This window comes from Rhodococcus sp. C1 (assembly GCF_020809065.1).
GTDB classification, from domain to species: domain Bacteria; phylum Actinomycetota; class Actinomycetes; order Mycobacteriales; family Mycobacteriaceae; genus Rhodococcus_F; species Rhodococcus_F qingshengii.
On record NZ_CP078080.1, the window covers coordinates 1319270 to 1334459 of the forward strand.

Here is a 15190-nt window from a genome sequence, read left to right on the forward strand (position 1 = left end):
TCTCGCGGGGCGCCGTCATTTCACGCGCACGATAGCGTGGTCGTGTGGCCGATCAATTTGCGCTGGTACCAGCGGTGTACGTGCTGTTCTGTCGAAGCAACCCGGTACAACGGCGCGAGGTGCTGCTGCAATTGCGCGAGGGCACGGGATTCATGGACGGATACTGGGCTCACGCTGCTGCGGGGCACGTCGAACTGGGGGAGTCGGCGATCGACGCTGCCGTTCGGGAGGCTGCGGAAGAACTTGGTGTCGAGTTGCTTTCCTCGGAACTGAAGCCGCTGACCGTGTTGCATCGCCGCCACGCGGACGGGAGCGAACCGGTGGATCATCGAGTGGACTTCTTCTACGAATGCCGCACGTGGTCGGGTGAACCACGCCGGATGGAGCCGTTGAAATCTGCAGATCTGCGGTGGTGGCCGGTTGACGAACTTCCGGAGAAGTTGGTCGACCACGAGCGTTTCGTAATCGAAGCCCATCACTCCGGTCAGCTCGCACCCATCCACAGTTACGGCTTCTGACCGGGTGAGGATCTGATTCAGGCTTCGCTGGCAACGATGACCGGGCAGTGTGCTTTTCGAATCATCGCACTGCTCGTGGTGCCGAGAGCGGTGTCGTCGAACGAACCTCGTCCGCGCCGGCCCACGACGAGAAGCCGTGCCTCGGTGGAGAGTTGTTCAAGAATGGCAACCGAGGGGCCGTCGAACTCGATCTGACGGATCGCGACGCCAGGGTAGAGCGTGGCCCAACCCGACAGTTGCCACGTCAGCGGCGTCGAGTGCTGGGGCGAGTGCCCGGATGCGAAGTCTCGACGCAGCTCGGCCTCTGGCGGCGCTGCGTGCACGACGACCAGTTCGGTGTTCGCTGCCTCTGCTTCCTTGAATGCGATGGCCAGAGCGCTTTCGCTGTAGGCGCTTCCGTCCAAACCGACGACAACCGGCAAGGCTGCCGCAGCGCTGCTTTCACGCGGTGTTCCGACTCTTGCGAACGAACATGTCGGTCCAGGTGCGGCGGGATCGTCCTGTGTTGCGACGATCAAGGCGGCCTCGGACGTCAACGCGGTGAGGATTGCGGTGTTCTCCCCGGAGATCAGATCGGTCCGGATCCGAAGATCTGGCGACACCGACTCGGCGATCTGAATGGCCTCCATGAACAGGCCGGTCGGCGATGCCGAGGTGTTCAGATCGGCGCTCGGAGCTACGAAAACGATTCGCATCCAGAGACCGTGGCGATGTGCGAACTCAGCCGCCCACGTGATCACGTCGGGGCGCACCGGGGATCCGTCGATGCACACGACCACCGCTCCGTCCGCGGACCACTCCGAGGTGATGAGATCAGTCGATAGTTCGGGCTTCATCGTGAACTCCTCGGGCTGTGTCTGTTGAATGCGAACTAGCTTGCAGGACAGTGCCGAACAGCAATCCTGCGACGACTATCGAGCACGCGGCAGTCGTCAGGGGCAACCACACGAGCGTCGTGACAGCGAACATGAGCACGAGCAACGGGGCGAGGAGATGGCCGGGTTTCGCTCGGCATTCGTGGTGCTGCTTTTCTGCCCAGGCTCGGTACTTCGTGCCGTCATTCATGTTGTTTCACCTCAGTTCTCACGTCGGAAACCGACTTGTGACCAAGCAGTCCGACATGCGCCTCGTCGCGCATTCTTTCGACCATGTGGGGGTAGTGCAGTTCGAATGCCGGCCGCTCACTGCGGATTCGGGGAAGTTCGGTGAAGTTGTGTCGCGGTGGTGGGCAGGACGTCGCCCATTCGAGCGAGTTTCCGAAGCCCCAAGGATCGTCGACGGTCACAATTCGGCCGTACCGGTAGCTCTTGAAAACGTTCCAGATGAACGGAATCGTCGAGGCTCCGAGCACAAACGCGCCGATGGTCGAGATCGTGTTGAGAAGAGTGAAATTGTCCGATGGCAGGTAGTCCGCGTACCGCCGAGGCATGCCCTGGGCGCCGAGCCAATGCTGGACGAGAAATGTTGCGTGAAAGCCGATCAGGGTCAACCAGAAATGGATCTTGGCGAGCTTCTCGTCCAACATCCGGCCGGTCATTTTCGGGAACCAGAAGTAGATTCCGGCGTATGTCGCGAACGCGATTGTCCCGAAGAGGACGTAATGGAAATGCGCGACAACAAAGTACGAGTCGGTGACATGAAAGTCCAAGGGCGGGCTGGCAAGGATGACGCCGGAGAGTCCGCCGAACAGGAATGTGACCAGGAAGCCGACGGAGAACAGCATGGGCGATTCGAAAGTCAACTGCCCCTTCCACATGGTGCCGATCCAGTTGAAGAACTTGACTCCGGTGGGAACTGCGATCAGGAAGGTCATGAACGAGAAGTAGGGGAGGAGAACGGCGCCGGTTGCGTACATGTGGTGCGCCCACACAGCGATCGACAGTGCAGCAATTCCCAATGTTGCGTAGACCAATCCGGTGTATCCGAAGATCGGCTTGCGGCTGAAGACGGGGAAGATCTCCGAGACTATGCCGAAGAACGGCAGCGCCAGAATGTAGACCTCGGGATGGCCGAAGAACCAGAACAGGTGCTGCCACAACATGACTCCACCGGTGGCGGGGTCGAACAGGTGCGCTCCCAGGTGCCGGTCCACCCACAGTCCGATCAAGGCAGCAGCGAGCAGCGGAAAAACGAGGAGGATCAGCATGCTGGCGACCAGCGCATTCCACGTGAAGATCGGCATGCGGAACATCGTCATACCCGGGGCGCGCAGGCAGACGATCGTCGAAACGATGTTGACTGCGCCGAGGATGGTGCCGACGCCGCCGAGAGCGAGACCGATGATCCACAGGTCGGCGCCCATGCCGGGGGAGTGGAGTTCGCTGGTGAGCGGTACGTAGGCGGTCCAGCCGAAATCTGCCGCACCACCAGGTGTTACGAATCCGGCGGACGCGATCAGGCCGCCGAAGAGATAGAGCCAGTAGCTGAAGGCGTTGAGTCGCGGGAAACACACGTCCGGCGACCCGATCTGCAGTGGCATGAGGTAGTTGGCGAATCCGAAGAACACCGGGGTCGCGTACAGCAGGAGCATGATCGTGCCGTGCATGGTGAACAACTGGTTGTACTGCTCGTTGGACAGGAATTGCATTCCCGGAACGGTCAATTCCATGCGCATGAGTAGTGCCATCAGTCCGCCGATCAAGAAGAAGGCAAACGATGTCACGATGTACATCAGACCGATCATCTTGTGATCGGTGGTCCTGAGGATCTCGACCAGTTTCGAACCCTTCGGAGCGGTTCGGGGAATTGCATCGGCGGGGGAATCGACCTCACCGACCGGCCGGGGCGCGAGATCAACCACGACGGCCGCCTACGCACATCGACGTGACGAAAGACCGAGAATGCCTGGGACTGTGGAACATAACGCAATGATCGTGGCGACCGGGAACTCGGACGAGGGGAAAAGGTCCCTAGGATCGGAACAGAGGCATGGCGTAGATCACGTGGTCCGGTACGGTCGAGAGAGTTGTCTTCACGAGCCGAAAGAAAGCGAGATGGTCATGGCATGTCGTATCAGTGAACTGGTGCTCGGTTGCCGGGAACCCGAGGTGCTGGGCCGGTTCTGGTGCGAGGTCCTCGACTTCGTCGTGCTCGATCGAATGGACGACGGTTCGTTGGAGATCGGCCCACGCGAAGGGTTCGGCGGTCCGCAGCCGACGATCATCCTCAGTCGCAGAGACGAACCGGAGAAGGGTAAGCCCCGCCTGCATATCGACGTCAACGCCACCGATCGCGATCAGGAGGCCGAACTGGAACGCCTGTTGAGTCTTGGTGCGCGGCCGGCCGACATCGGCCAGACAGGGCACGAACAATGGCATGTCCTGGCCGATCCGGAAGGTAACGAGTTCTGCCTGCTCAAGGCCCAACTGGATCCGCTCTGACGCTCAACGATGCTGGATCGGCAACGGACTTCGCCTGGGGCTCAGCGGAACACGCCACACCAGTTCGGTGACACCGTTCTCGCTGGTGATGTTGCTCGAGCCTCCGCACTGACGAGCGCGGGTCGCCAGGTTGTCGAGACCGTGGATTCTGGTTGCCTGGTCGATTCCCACACCGTCGTCGACGATGCTGATGACAAGCTCCTCGGTGGCCCGGATGGTGACGTCGATGGCATCGGCATGTGCATGCCGCAGAGCGTTGCTCAAGCCCTCGCGCACAACGGCTTCGGCGTGCGGGGCAAGTCGAGACGGGACGGAACTGTCGATGGTTCCCTCGAAAGTGACGCTGGGAGTGATCGACGAGTGGCCGGACAGACCGTTGACGGCATCGAGTAGTCGCCGCCGCAGGCTTGTGGGAGTAGACATCTCGCTCGTATGGAGGTCGAAGACTGCGGTGCGGATTTCACGGACTGTTCGATCGAGTTGATCGACAGAGGTGTCCAATACGGTTCGAACGGTGTCCTCGTCGCCTGGACGTTGCAGCACCCCCTGCAAACTCAACCCGGTGGCGAACAGCTGTTGGATGACGTGGTCATGGAGATCCCGCGCGATTCGGTCGCGATCTTCGAGGACGTCGACCAGTCTTTCTTTCCGTTGCTGTTCTGCGAATTCGACAGTGACAGAAGCGATGTCTGCCATCGCCGTCAGTTGCTCGATCTCGTCCACTCCCCACGGGCGGTTGCTGCGGCGTGACGCGAAGAGAACACCGCCGCCGAACGAGGTCCCGGAGAGGGGGAGTGCGACCACTGATTCGTCGCCGGAAACATTCAGTGCCGGAACGGAACTGCCATGTGGTGCAGAGATCGGCCGCCGGCTCCGCGCAGCGTCGTCGATCACGGTCCCGGACAGATCGACGGCTGATCCGGTCGCGGGGACAGGCTGGGAATCAGCAGCATCGGCGACGTGGACTACCGGCTCTCTGCCGAGGTCGTAGCGAACGACGCACACAAGATTTCCATCCGTGAGGTGCCGCGTCGTCCGAACCAGTTCCGATAGCGTCTCGTCGCGGGATCCGCCGCTGAGCAGACGTGCATTGACGGCGGCGACGGCCTTGAGCCAGGCTTCTCGCGTCCGGGATTCCTCGAACAGACGCGCATTGTCGATGGCGATGCTCGCAGCATTTGCCAGAATCTGGAGTACAGCCTCGTCGCGGTCGTCGAATGCAGTCCGTTCCGAGCTGTCCGCGAGGTAGATGCTGCCGAACACCTCGCCCCTGACGAAGATCGGAACACCGAGAAACGTGTCCATCGGCGGATGATTGGTCGGAAACCCTGCCGAGGACGGATGCGAGGAGATTCGGTCGGTTCGAACCGGGCACGGTTCTCGAACGACCAGGCCCAGCAGGCCGTGACCTTCGGGAAGATGCCCGATCTTGGCAACCTGCCCCTGAGTCATACCGGAGTGGATGAATCGGGACAAGCGTCCGTCGGGGGATTTCACGCCGAGCGCGCCGTAGTCCGCTTCGAGGAGATGTCGCGCGACGTCGACTATCTGTTGCAGGGTTTCGTCGAGCTGGAGTGTGGACCCGACGGTCAACACGGCACTGAGCAGTTTGGGAATTGCAGTCGGGTTGAGAGCAGTCAGCTCTGCGCTTCCGGCGATGTCGCCGAAAAGGCTGAGCATGAGCGCGTCGCGGCTACCTGGCATGGTGCGTGCCCGTGGTGGCGGAGAAGGGCGAGCCGGATGGCGTCAGCAGGTGAGTGGTCGCCTGGCCCGAAGGATCCGGGTGCGAAGTGCCCGCACGAAGCTTTGTCGCCAGAACTGCGGCCTGCGTTCGACGTTCGAGACCCAGTTTCTCGAGGATGCGTGAGACGTAGTTCTTGACTGTTTTCTCCGAGAGTTCTGCGTGCGAGCTGATCTCTCGATTGCTCAGTCCCTTGCCGATCAACTCGAAGATCAAGAGCTCCTGATCGGTCAACAGGGCTGCCGCAGTACCCGACTCCTGTTCGGACCGGATGCGCCGGACCAAACCGATCACCGCCTGGGTGTTCAACAGCGACTTGCCGGTAGCAACCGTGCGGATCGCCGACACCAGGTCGTGGCCGCGGATGTTCTTGAGGACGAATCCTCGTGCGCCGGCGATCAGGGCGTCGAGCAGTGCGTCGTCGTCGGAGTACGACGTGAGCATCAAAGTGGCGGCGCTCGGGTAGGTCGACGCCAGTTCTCGGCACAGTTCCACACCGTTACCGTCGGGAAGTCTGACGTCCATGACAACCACGTCGGGTCGGCATTCGGGTATTCCGGCCGAGGCTTCGCGAACACACGACGCCTCGCCAACAACGTTGAATCCCGATACCTGATTCAACAGGTCTGCCAATCCACGACGGACGATCTCGTGGTCGTCGACCAGATAGATGCCGATCGTCACGGTGGTCACCTCTTCCAGCTCACGCCTGCCGTCGATGTTACCGGACGGTAATGTCCCGACAGGATCGGGTTGTCCGACCGATGGTCGACAAAAAACCCGCGTCGAAGGGTGCGAGACCGAGTCTCGATTGCACAGAGTCAAAGGTCCCGACCGTCACGAGATCTGAATCACCCAGATCTCGTGAGGCGGTGGGTGTGAGCTGAATGTGATTGCACCGGTGGCTGTTCGATCCGCTCAGTCGACGGGAGCGAGTTCGACGGAGACGTAGACACCCTTGCCTTTTCGGTGTGCGAGTGCCTCGCCGGGGCGATCGATACCGTCCAGTTGGAGAACGATCGGACCTTGTTCCGGGTAGAAATTGCGCCACCAACTCTTCTTGTCCGGCATGGCAACGCCGATCGTTACATGGTCGCCTTTTCGTTTGTAGGACACGGGCGCGCTGAAGGTGCGACCGGACTTGCGTCCGACGTAGGTGATGACGGTCATGGAACGGCCCAGTAGTTTGCCTACGATCGGAGCGCCGATCAGTGGTTGGACCACTACGTTCACGGCGGCGGATACACGTTGGAAAGTGTTCACGAGAAGCCCTTTCACGACGAATGCTGCACGAATTCGAATCCTGCACGGAAATGGTGCGTGCAGTAGTTCTATCCTGCTCGACCGGGATTGTCGCGTGGGCAGAAATTGGTACAAACCGGTGTGCCGAAGCGAGTAGCGTGGGGTACGTCGAGGGTCATTCGAATATGCGCGGTCAAGCCATGTCGTCCTCGACGCCAACCCGGTCTGTGGTCGAACGGCCGAGAACTGGAGCGCCGGTATGGCGTCGAACCCGTCCGATGTGTCGAATGCACGAGGGCAATCCGAGTCGACTGACGAGGATCAGAAAACACCGTCGATCTGCCCGGCGTGTCAGCACAGTATGAAATCCCACGATCCGCTCGGGGTTCGCTTCTGCGCAGTGACTGCCGACCGCGGTCTCGATCGAAAGTGCATCTGCGCTGCAGATCGCGAGGAGATGCAGCACTATTCGCGCTACTGAGGTGCATCCTGCATCCCAATCGGAGACGCACCGACCTGTAGTCGCCGACAGTGCTGGATGCCCCGAACCCGCCCTCGTCTATCGACGATCAGCACGTGGTGGTGATGTGTGCGTAGTGCACTTTTACCTGTACGACGTGCAGGGCTGCAATGTGTAGGTGCGCTGCCCGCCGCGCTCAGAGGTGACCGGATAGACCGCCGGTCGCGGTGTGTGCTCGCTTCGCCGAACGACTACCTGCTCCAACGCTGCCGTGCTTACTCGATCAGATCCACCTCCCAATTCGTTCGTTGAATCTGTGTATCGACCTCGCGAATCTCGCGGGCGAGGTCGTCCGCGATTGCCCGAAGTTCGGTGACGGGGACTGCCGCGACATAGACCAATTCTGATCGGAGTTGACGACCGTAACCTCGCTCTTCGCGCCCCGACGCGGCGTCCGCAGCGGCATTGACTGCAGAGTGTCTCAGACGCAGCACATCTCGATGGGCGAGTGCATCTGTGACAGTGCCGTTTCCGAGGATCGCCTGCGCATTGGTTCGATTGATCGCGCGCATCAACCATTCGAGTTCGCTCAGAGTTGACGTCAGCTCTTCGAGAAGGACGGCGGCGTCTTCGGCGGGAACTTCTCCCTCCTGGTGGCGTGCATTGTCGACGATCCGCTCGCGCAAGTGCGCAACCTTGCGAGTGGTGTCACTGCGTAGCGCCAGTGCCTCTGCCAGTTTCATGGATGAAGCTCCTGCTCTGACCTGAATCGGGAACTCCAAGCTAGCACTCGGTTGACAACCTGGGTCGGATTCCATTGTCTTGCTGCGTTCTTCCCAGTTCAGCATTCGAATCACCTTGGAGACAGCTGGTGCTGCGTGTCCTTCGATGAAGCGATGCAGCCGGTGGAGCACGCTGCGCACGGTCTCGGGTCGACGGGGCGGGCGAGGCATACGATGGTCCGCCGTCGATCTCGCGGTTCAGACTGAAATAGTCGCCCCGCGACGAGTTAGAGTGCGCCTTTCCTATTTGTTCGTCTTCGGGAGGCCAGGGGGATTGACCAGCGACTTGTCGACTGCCTCGTTGGTGATCTTCCATCGCTCGAGAACTTGCTCGTATGTGCCGTTTTCGATGAGATGATCTATCGCCTCGCTGATCGGTTGTACCAAGCCGTTGTCTTTCTTGACCAGTACACCGATCTGGCCCAACGCGGCCTCACCGGCTCCGGAGAACTGACCGATCACTTCGTTCTCGCCAGTCTGTGCAGCGTGAAACTGCGATGACGGGTTGGGGCCGAAGTAAGCGTCGATTCGACCGGAAGACAGCGGCAGGTAGTAGTCAGTGGTCTTCTGGTACACGGTGATTTCAGCGGGAGCACGCCCAGCTGCGAGGTTGTCCTCATTCCACTTCACCAGCAAAGCCTCCTGATTGGTGGCAGCGCCGACTCCGATCTTCAGTCCGGCGATGTCTTCCGGCTTCTCGAGTGAGAGATTCCTGTCCTTTCTGACCTCGAACGCGAGAGTGTCGAGGCGGTACGTCGCGAAGTCGTATTTCTCTTTGCGCTCTTCGGTGACCGTCACGTTGGAGATGAACGCATCTGCGTCTCCCGAATCGATCCGCACCGAATTCTGCGCCCAATCCGCGACCTGAAGGTCGATTTTCAGCCCGAGCACCTCTGCAATCAAATACGCGAAGTCGGTCTCGGAACCGATGACAGTCTTGTCGTCGTCGGCATAGAAGCGCAACGGTGGAGCGGTTCCAGCGTTGCCGGTGATTCGGATCGTGCCCCGGTCGCGGAACTCCTGAGGGACCTTCGCTGCGATCGAATCAACCTTGTCGGTGCTGATGCGGTTCTGCTCGGCCGACAAGTTGATACTGGATGTTGTTGCACCGGAGTGTTGCCCGGTCGATTCTTCATCTGGGCTTCCGCAAGCGGTACCCAGGAGAGTAACTGTGGCCAGGGTAGAGATCAGAAGCGTTGCGGTGCGAGGACGGGTGAACATCGGGTTCCTTCCGGGAAGAGGGCTTGTCGAAGCAGGTTGTCGAGATCACGAAGTGTGGGCTAGCTCTTCCACGCATCCACGAAGTCCACCGAGTAGAGATCGGCTTGGATGCGCAGGTCGTGAACCGCGGAAGTCGTCGCGTAGATCAGCGAAGAGGCGTGCAACGGGATCGCCAGTGCCTGATCTGCAATCAGTTCCTGAATCTCCTTCAACACTCCGTTTCTCGCATCGACGTCTACGGTCTGAGATTGTTTGACCAGCAATGCATTCAGCTCCGGAGTCGAGGCGATGCCTTTGGTCGAGCCGAGAGTGGGACTGAACACCAGCAGTACGTCACCGTCGGCGCGCAAGCTCTGGAAGTAGATCGATTCCCATGTGCCGTCGGTTCTCGCGGCGTTGTCCTCGGCAGTCGAGCGAGGTTGCAAGTTCACTGCAACTCCGATATCGCGCAGCTGAGATTGGATCAGTTCGAACTGCGATTGGGGGAGGTGGTTGCGGTAGGCCAATTCGACGGTCAGTTTCTCACCGTCCTTGGTTCGGAATCCGTCACCGCCGACTGTCCATCCACTGGCGTCCAGCAGTGACTTCGCACCCGACGGGTCATAGGTGTACTCGGACGACAGATCGGTGTAGCCGGGCGCTTTCACCGACAAGATGCTTCGCGCTTTCTCGTCACTCGGTGTGTAGGTGGTGTCGATGATCTGCTGGGTATCGATGCCCTTCACCAAAGCACGCCGCACGTTCAGGTCCGCAAGTACCGGCGCGAACGTGGGGTTGAGCAAGAGCGAGTCGTTGATGCCGGCAGCAAGGGACGGGATGACAGTGAGTCCGGCGCCTTCTGCCCGGTCGACGTCTGTGCTCGGAATGTCGATCGCGGCGTCCAGTTGTCCTGACGTCAAACCGCCGATTCGCACCGAGGATTCGGGGACCACCAAAAAGGTGATCGAATCCAGATAGGCCTCTCCCTTGTTCTTGTTGAGTGAGGATCCCCAGTGGTACCCGTCCCGACGAGCGAGTACGACCTTCGCGTTGGTCTCCAGTTCTTTCTGTACGAACGGGCCGGAAGCGATAACGCCCTGGGCGCAGCGTTCTTCGGGCGTCTTCTTCAACGATTCCGGTGCGATGATGGCGAGCGTGTCGGAGCGGGCGGCTTGAAGGAAGCCCGCTGACGGTTCCGAGAAATTGAGTGCGACAGTGGAAGCGTCGAGTACCTCCGCTCCAGTGAAGTTTGCGAGATGTGACTTCGCAGTGGTCGCGAAGCCACTGTCTCCCAGTCTCTTCTGGCTTTCGAAGTTGTCCGCGACAACCTGCGCATCCAGACGCTCGCCGTTGCTGAAGGTCACGCCGTCCCGCAGAGCGAAGACGAATCGTCGACCGTCGTTCTGGACCTCCCAGGACGTCGCCAACCAAGGCACGATCTCCCCGGTCTCGAGGTTCTGGTCGACGAGTTTGTCGTAGAGTGGATGGAATGCCGTAGCAGTTTGACCGTTCAGGGTCTTGTCGATGCACGGTGGAAACGTATTGATCGCAAAGGTCAGATCGCCCCCTGACACGGGCTCGGAGTCGGCGCTCGCAGCTGGCGTTGCAGTGCTGCAGCCGGCTGCAACTGCAAGCGTCGACGCCAGGATGGCGACTCGGATCGGTATGGATGAAAGCCGCGACGTCGTCATGGGCTGAGTTCCGTTCATCGTGGGGAAGTGCGAGTGGTGTCGAAGATGTGGGACCGCAGGGTCGTTCCGGTGTATTCGCGCCGGAACACGCCCCGATCTTGCAGAAGTGGCACGACGGAACTCGCGAAGTCGTCGAGCCCCCTGGGGAAGTGGGTAGCGGTCAGGATGAAACCGTCAGCTGCTCCCGATTCGAAGAGGTGCGTCAACTCGTCCGCCACTTCTTGCGGCGAGCCGACAATCTCGGGAGTGAGATCATTGCGCGCGAACAACTCTGCGGTTTCGGCGATGGTGAGATTTCGGGATTCGATCAGGCGTGCCAATCGACGCGAGGGGCCACTACCGCGGTTGAGAACTTCGGCGATCGGAGTGGACGGATCGAACTGCGACAAGTCTAGTCCTGCGGAGTGGGAGACCCACTCGATTGCCGCATCCGGATGGATCAAGGATCGCAGGTACTCCTGCCGTTCCTTCGCGATGCTCGTCGTCTCGCCGACTATCGGTTGCACAGCGGCGACGAGGCGCACCGAATCAGGGTCGCGTCCGGCCTCTTCCGCGTAGCCGCGAATTGCCTTGCGCTTCGCTCGAAGATCTTCCTCCAACGGGTCGATCGCAAAGACCAGATCTGCCCACCGCCCACCGAATTCGCGCCCTCTCACAGATTCACCTGCCTGGATGAAGACCGGGCGGCCCTGAGGTGATTGTGGCAAGGTGAGTGGACCCTGCACCGACAAGTATTTGCCCTTGTAGTCGGCCGCGTGAATCTTGCTTGTGTCTGCGTAGATTCCGCTGTCGCGATCGGCAGATACGGCGTCGCCGTCCCACGACGACCAGAGTGCGGTGGTTGCTTCGAGAACTTCGTCGCCGCGCTCGTACAGTTCTTCTCTCGGAAGCCGATCGACTTCGGGAAAGTTGTCGTTAGCCGGACCGGGTGCCGTCATCACGATGTTCCAGGCCGCGCGCCCACCGCTGAGTATGTCGAGGCTGCCCAGAGTTCTCGCCAGGTTGTACGGGCTGTTGAAGCTTGCCGAAAGGGTTACGCCGAGACCGATACGATTTGTTGCGCCGGCCACCACTGCAGCCAACTGCGTCGGATCATGTTGAAAGCCGGTCAGCAGACCGTATTTGGTGTGGCCGTCGACGTAGTGCACACGCTCAGGTATCAGTATCAGGTCGAATTTTGCTCGTTCCGCTGCTTGCGCGTATCGCTCGTAGAGCGCTCTGTCCTCGAAGGCATTCTCCGAGTACGAATGCCGCCACATTCCGGCACTGTGCATACTCGGAAAGACCATGTAGGCGCCGAGGATCATCTGTCGTGTCATCGCTGGTCCGGATTCCTTGGTGTGTGATGGATGTCAGTGGATACGGGTCGTTCGGGGTCGGCGCTCCACCCCGACCACGACGCGACGTAGACCGCGGAGCTGATGCCGACCGCTGCAAGCGCCAGTGCGTTGTGCGACGCGGCAACTCCGCCGCCGCAATAGGACACGACGGTGGCACCACGCTCTATTCCGAACTGGTGGAAGTATTCTCGTAACTCGCGGTCGGGAAGTAGGAATCCGTTGTCGTCGAGTAGGTCAGTTGCCGGCGCTGAGATAGATCCGGGAATGTGGCCGGCGCGGAAACTGCTCGATCCTCGGGCGTCGAGCAATCTGCCGGCCGATGCCGCGCGCAGGGCGTCTTCTGCGTCGGCGAGTGTCGTGCTAGTGGTGGAAGGTGGTACGGGAATCGAATCGTTTGTCGATATGCGTTTCCGGGCTGTAACCCATCCGGACGATCCGCCGTCCAAGTACCGCACTGAACGTCCTGCCCAGCGAAGCGTGAACCACGCGCGGGCCGCAAGCAGGGGGCTGTCCGAACTGTAGACCACGATGTGAGCATCGGCGGATACTTTCAGATCGTTCAGTGTTCTTCCGAATGCGTCGAGGTCTGGCAGCGGTCGATTCCCGTCAGTCCCGCCTCCACGGCTTTGAAAGTCGTTGATCGACAATGTGATGGACTGCGGCGCAGTAATGATTCCGGCTCCGCCCTCGCTGTTGTCTCGCACCACGTTGACGACGACGAGCGTCCGATCGGAACGAATGAGTTCGCGGAGTTCGGTTGCGGAAACAATTACTGCGCGACGCTCGATTCCCCCTGCTTCTGACATGAAAGATATTGTGTAACAATTGCTTCAGTCAAGAAAGAGATAAGATCGTGGCAATCTTTACTCATGGCGCCACGGCTGCCAGCACTTGTCCGGCATCGATGACATCTCCCACCGTTACTGTCACCGCCGAGACGATTCCGGGTGTGGAAGCACGAAGGGCAGTCTCCATCTTCATTGCTTCTACGACCGCGACGACATCACCTTCCGACACCCGCGTTCCAGTCTGCAGCACTGCCAGCACGGTTCCCGGCATCTTCGATGTGATCTCTCCGTCGCTGAGATCGGAATCCTTTGCTGTATAGACTTTCTCGTCCACCTTCACGGTCCAGCCACCAACGCACACCCATGTACCGGTGCCGACTCCGAGGCGCCCAGCGGTAGTTGTCAAATCATCGGCGACCAGACTGAGTGTCACCTCGTCGGTTCCACCCCTGACGACCACCGAAATGTTCCGGCCGTCGGCGGCGACAATCCAGTGGTTGCTTCGTTGTGAGATGACGGTTGTCGGCACGACGCGGCCGTCGGCAATGAGTTCGCGTCCGATCGGGTCGGATCCCAACTTGCGCAATGTCTCTCGATGTAGTCCGTGGGGGCCGGTCCATGACGACCCGGTGACCGGCGATTGTTCCTCGACGGAAGTCCACACCATCGCAACAGCAGCGGCGGTGGCCTGGAGCTCTGCAGAATCCGGGATCAACCGAGTGAGGTGCTCGTCGACGAAGGAAGTGTGAATGTCATCCGCGCGCACAGCCGGTGTCGCCAAGAGAAGTCGGAGGAAACCGATATTCGAGGTTCCACCGAAGTAACTCGAGTCGGCCAAAGCTCGGTCCAATGATTCCAGTGCGGTTGACCGCGTCGGACCGCTTGCTATGACCTTTGCGATCATCGGATCGTAGAACGGCGGAATGCTGCCGGCACCCTCGAAAGCACTGTCGATGCGAACCCCCGACGGCCAGGCTATGTCCACGGAATGTGAAGGTGCGGGCCGAAACCCGTTCGACGGATCCTCGGCGTAGATTCTGGCTTGCACCGCGAAACCCCGCAGCGCGATATGGCGCTGCTGTAACGGCAAACGGGCGCCGAGGGCGATGTCGAGTTGCAGTTCGACGAGATCGACGCCGGTCACTTCCTCGGTGACCGTGTGTTCGACTTGTAGGCGCGTGTTGACTTCGAGAAAGTAGTAGCGGTTTTCGGCGTCAACCAGAAATTCGACGGTTGCCGCATTCACGTAGCCGACGCCTCCGAGTAGTCGCAGAGCGTCGTGCTGCATGGCTCCCAGGACCGATTCGGGGACAGAACTTGCCGGTGCCTGCTCGATGATCTTCTGGTTCCGACGCTGTAGGGAGCATTCACGGGTGAAGAAGTGAACTCCTGTACCGAAGGAATCGAAGAGGACCTGAACTTCGATGTGACGCGGACGCTCCACCAGCGTTTCGATCATCAGGTCGCCGCGGCCGAAGTTCCTTTCGTTCAAACCGATTGCAGAGGTGATGACCTCTCGTGCGTCATCACCCGGATGTAGTCGAACCATCCCCTTGCCGCCGCCCCCGAACACCGGTTTCAGCAGCACCGGCACGTCGAGAGATCGAACGTGACCGAGGACGGTATCGGGATCGGCGCTTGCCTCGCCCCACGCGGTGAGAGTCGGGATGCCGGCGTCAGCGGCGGCCTTCTTCGCTCTTGCCTTGTCTCCGAGTAGAGCGATGGATTCAGCGGCCGGACCGACGAATGTCAGACCTGCAGCGACGACGGCTTCAGCGAAATCGGAGTCTTCGGAGAGGAATCCGTAACCCGGGTGCACGGCATCGCAATCCGCGGCCAGCGCGGCCGCAATGATTTGATCCGAATCGGTGTAGGACTCCGAGGGGATGTCTCCGTCCAGAAGCACGGTGTGATCGGCGAGGCGATGCCACTGTGCGTGTGAATCGACGGGGGAGGAGATCGTCACTACCGACATGCCGAGACGACGGGCCGTGCGCGCGATGCGCGTGACGATTTCACCCCGATTGGCGATGAGAAGTCGAGTCATG

15 protein-coding genes are annotated in these 15190 nt (G+C 60.3%); 3 read left to right on the top strand and 12 right to left on the bottom strand.

Features of this window, described 5'->3' with window-relative positions:
• The first annotated feature begins 44 nt into the window (after positions 1-44).
• Positions 45-518: an NUDIX hydrolase gene (locus tag KTR60_RS06020; protein ID WP_064114277.1), complete on the top strand. Its 474-nt coding sequence runs from the start codon at positions 45-47 to the stop codon at positions 516-518.
• 17 nt (positions 519-535) lie between these two features.
• On the opposite strand, the gene KTR60_RS06025 is transcribed toward KTR60_RS06020, so the two are convergent.
• From KTR60_RS06025 to ctaD, 3 genes are read right to left on the bottom strand one after another with little or no spacing between them, the layout of a single operon-like run.
• Positions 536-1354, bottom strand: a complete 819-nt coding sequence (locus tag KTR60_RS06025; RefSeq protein WP_064114278.1) for a universal stress protein — start codon at positions 1352-1354, stop codon at positions 536-538.
• Positions 1332-1583 carry a hypothetical protein gene (locus KTR60_RS06030; RefSeq protein ID WP_007726433.1) on the bottom strand — a complete coding sequence of 84 codons (252 nt, stop codon included), beginning with the start codon at positions 1581-1583 and terminating at the stop codon, positions 1332-1334. Before KTR60_RS06030 ends, KTR60_RS06025 begins: the two co-directional genes overlap by 23 nt.
• A complete protein-coding gene (ctaD, locus tag KTR60_RS06035; RefSeq protein ID WP_007726434.1) occupies positions 1576-3318 on the bottom strand; it encodes a cytochrome c oxidase subunit I in 1743 nt (580 codons plus the stop codon). The genes KTR60_RS06030 and ctaD overlap by 8 nt, the downstream gene beginning before the upstream one ends.
• A gap of 199 nt (positions 3319-3517) precedes the next feature.
• Here ctaD and KTR60_RS06040 point away from each other — a divergent pair, with 199 nt between their 5' ends.
• On the top strand, positions 3518-3898 hold the full coding sequence (locus tag KTR60_RS06040; RefSeq protein ID WP_007726436.1) for a VOC family protein: 381 nt from the start codon (positions 3518-3520) through the stop codon (positions 3896-3898).
• A gap of 3 nt (positions 3899-3901) precedes the next feature.
• On the opposite strand, the gene KTR60_RS06045 is transcribed toward KTR60_RS06040, so the two are convergent.
• The 3 genes from KTR60_RS06045 to KTR60_RS06055 all read right to left on the bottom strand — a co-directional run bounded on the left by KTR60_RS06045 (position 3902) and on the right by KTR60_RS06055 (position 6902).
• Positions 3902-5602, bottom strand: a complete 1701-nt coding sequence (locus tag KTR60_RS06045) for a GAF domain-containing protein (protein ID WP_039972680.1) — start codon at positions 5600-5602, stop codon at positions 3902-3904.
• Positions 5592-6323, bottom strand: a complete 732-nt coding sequence (locus KTR60_RS06050) for a response regulator transcription factor (RefSeq protein ID WP_039972719.1) — start codon at positions 6321-6323, stop codon at positions 5592-5594. The genes KTR60_RS06045 and KTR60_RS06050 overlap by 11 nt, the downstream gene beginning before the upstream one ends.
• A 234-nt stretch (positions 6324-6557) precedes the next feature.
• Positions 6558-6902, bottom strand: coding sequence for a nitroreductase/quinone reductase family protein (locus KTR60_RS06055; RefSeq protein WP_037129595.1), 345 nt, complete (start codon positions 6900-6902; stop codon positions 6558-6560).
• 238 nt (positions 6903-7140) lie between these two features.
• Between KTR60_RS06055 and KTR60_RS06060 the strand changes: the two genes are divergently transcribed.
• The gene (locus KTR60_RS06060) at positions 7141-7362 is read left to right on the top strand and encodes an RGCVC family protein (protein WP_042925672.1); all 222 of its coding nucleotides are present in this window, start codon (positions 7141-7143) and stop codon (positions 7360-7362) included.
• Positions 7363-7616: 254 nt separating this feature from the next.
• On the opposite strand, the gene KTR60_RS06065 is transcribed toward KTR60_RS06060, so the two are convergent.
• From KTR60_RS06065 to KTR60_RS06090, 6 genes are all read right to left on the bottom strand, one after another.
• Positions 7617-8084 carry a DIP1984 family protein gene (locus KTR60_RS06065; protein ID WP_007726442.1) on the bottom strand — a complete coding sequence of 156 codons (468 nt, stop codon included), beginning with the start codon at positions 8082-8084 and terminating at the stop codon, positions 7617-7619.
• A 282-nt stretch (positions 8085-8366) separates the two neighbouring features.
• Positions 8367-9344 (bottom strand): ABC transporter substrate-binding protein, encoded by a 978-nt coding sequence (locus KTR60_RS06070; RefSeq protein ID WP_007726443.1) that lies wholly within the window; start codon positions 9342-9344, stop codon positions 8367-8369.
• Between the two features lie 59 nt (positions 9345-9403).
• The gene (locus tag KTR60_RS06075) at positions 9404-11014 is read right to left on the bottom strand and encodes an ABC transporter substrate-binding protein (RefSeq protein ID WP_063892133.1); all 1611 of its coding nucleotides are present in this window, start codon (positions 11012-11014) and stop codon (positions 9404-9406) included.
• A 14-nt stretch (positions 11015-11028) separates the two neighbouring features.
• Positions 11029-12333 carry an NtaA/DmoA family FMN-dependent monooxygenase gene (locus KTR60_RS06080; protein ID WP_007726446.1) on the bottom strand — a complete coding sequence of 435 codons (1305 nt, stop codon included), beginning with the start codon at positions 12331-12333 and terminating at the stop codon, positions 11029-11031.
• Positions 12330-13160 carry a sulfurtransferase gene (locus tag KTR60_RS06085; protein ID WP_228401958.1) on the bottom strand — a complete coding sequence of 277 codons (831 nt, stop codon included), beginning with the start codon at positions 13158-13160 and terminating at the stop codon, positions 12330-12332. Before KTR60_RS06085 ends, KTR60_RS06080 begins: the two co-directional genes overlap by 4 nt.
• Before the next feature lie 61 nt (positions 13161-13221).
• Positions 13222-15189 carry an acetyl/propionyl/methylcrotonyl-CoA carboxylase subunit alpha gene (locus KTR60_RS06090; RefSeq protein ID WP_228401959.1) on the bottom strand — a complete coding sequence of 656 codons (1968 nt, stop codon included), beginning with the start codon at positions 15187-15189 and terminating at the stop codon, positions 13222-13224.
• Position 15190: the final 1 nt, after the last annotated feature.

Excerpts from the sequence above, each read along its gene's own strand:
- KTR60_RS06040 (WP_007726436.1), top strand. The coding sequence starts at position 3,518 with ATGGCATGTCGTATCAGTGAACTGGTGCTCGGTTGCCGGGAACCCGAG.
- KTR60_RS06090 (WP_228401959.1), bottom strand. The coding sequence starts at position 15,189 with ATGACTCGACTTCTCATCGCCAATCGGGGTGAAATCGTCACGCGCATC.
- KTR60_RS06070 (WP_007726443.1), bottom strand. The coding sequence starts at position 9,344 with ATGTTCACCCGTCCTCGCACCGCAACGCTTCTGATCTCTACCCTGGCC.
- KTR60_RS06060 (WP_042925672.1), top strand. The coding sequence starts at position 7,141 with ATGGCGTCGAACCCGTCCGATGTGTCGAATGCACGAGGGCAATCCGAG.
- KTR60_RS06065 (WP_007726442.1), bottom strand. The coding sequence starts at position 8,084 with ATGAAACTGGCAGAGGCACTGGCGCTACGCAGTGACACCACTCGCAAG.
- KTR60_RS06075 (WP_063892133.1), bottom strand. The coding sequence starts at position 11,014 with ATGACGACGTCGCGGCTTTCATCCATACCGATCCGAGTCGCCATCCTG.
- KTR60_RS06025 (WP_064114278.1), bottom strand. The coding sequence starts at position 1,354 with ATGAAGCCCGAACTATCGACTGATCTCATCACCTCGGAGTGGTCCGCG.
- KTR60_RS06030 (WP_007726433.1), bottom strand. The coding sequence starts at position 1,583 with ATGAATGACGGCACGAAGTACCGAGCCTGGGCAGAAAAGCAGCACCAC.
- KTR60_RS06045 (WP_039972680.1), bottom strand. The coding sequence starts at position 5,602 with ATGCCAGGTAGCCGCGACGCGCTCATGCTCAGCCTTTTCGGCGACATC.
- KTR60_RS06085 (WP_228401958.1), bottom strand. The coding sequence starts at position 13,160 with ATGTCAGAAGCAGGGGGAATCGAGCGTCGCGCAGTAATTGTTTCCGCA.
- KTR60_RS06080 (WP_007726446.1), bottom strand. The coding sequence starts at position 12,333 with ATGACACGACAGATGATCCTCGGCGCCTACATGGTCTTTCCGAGTATG.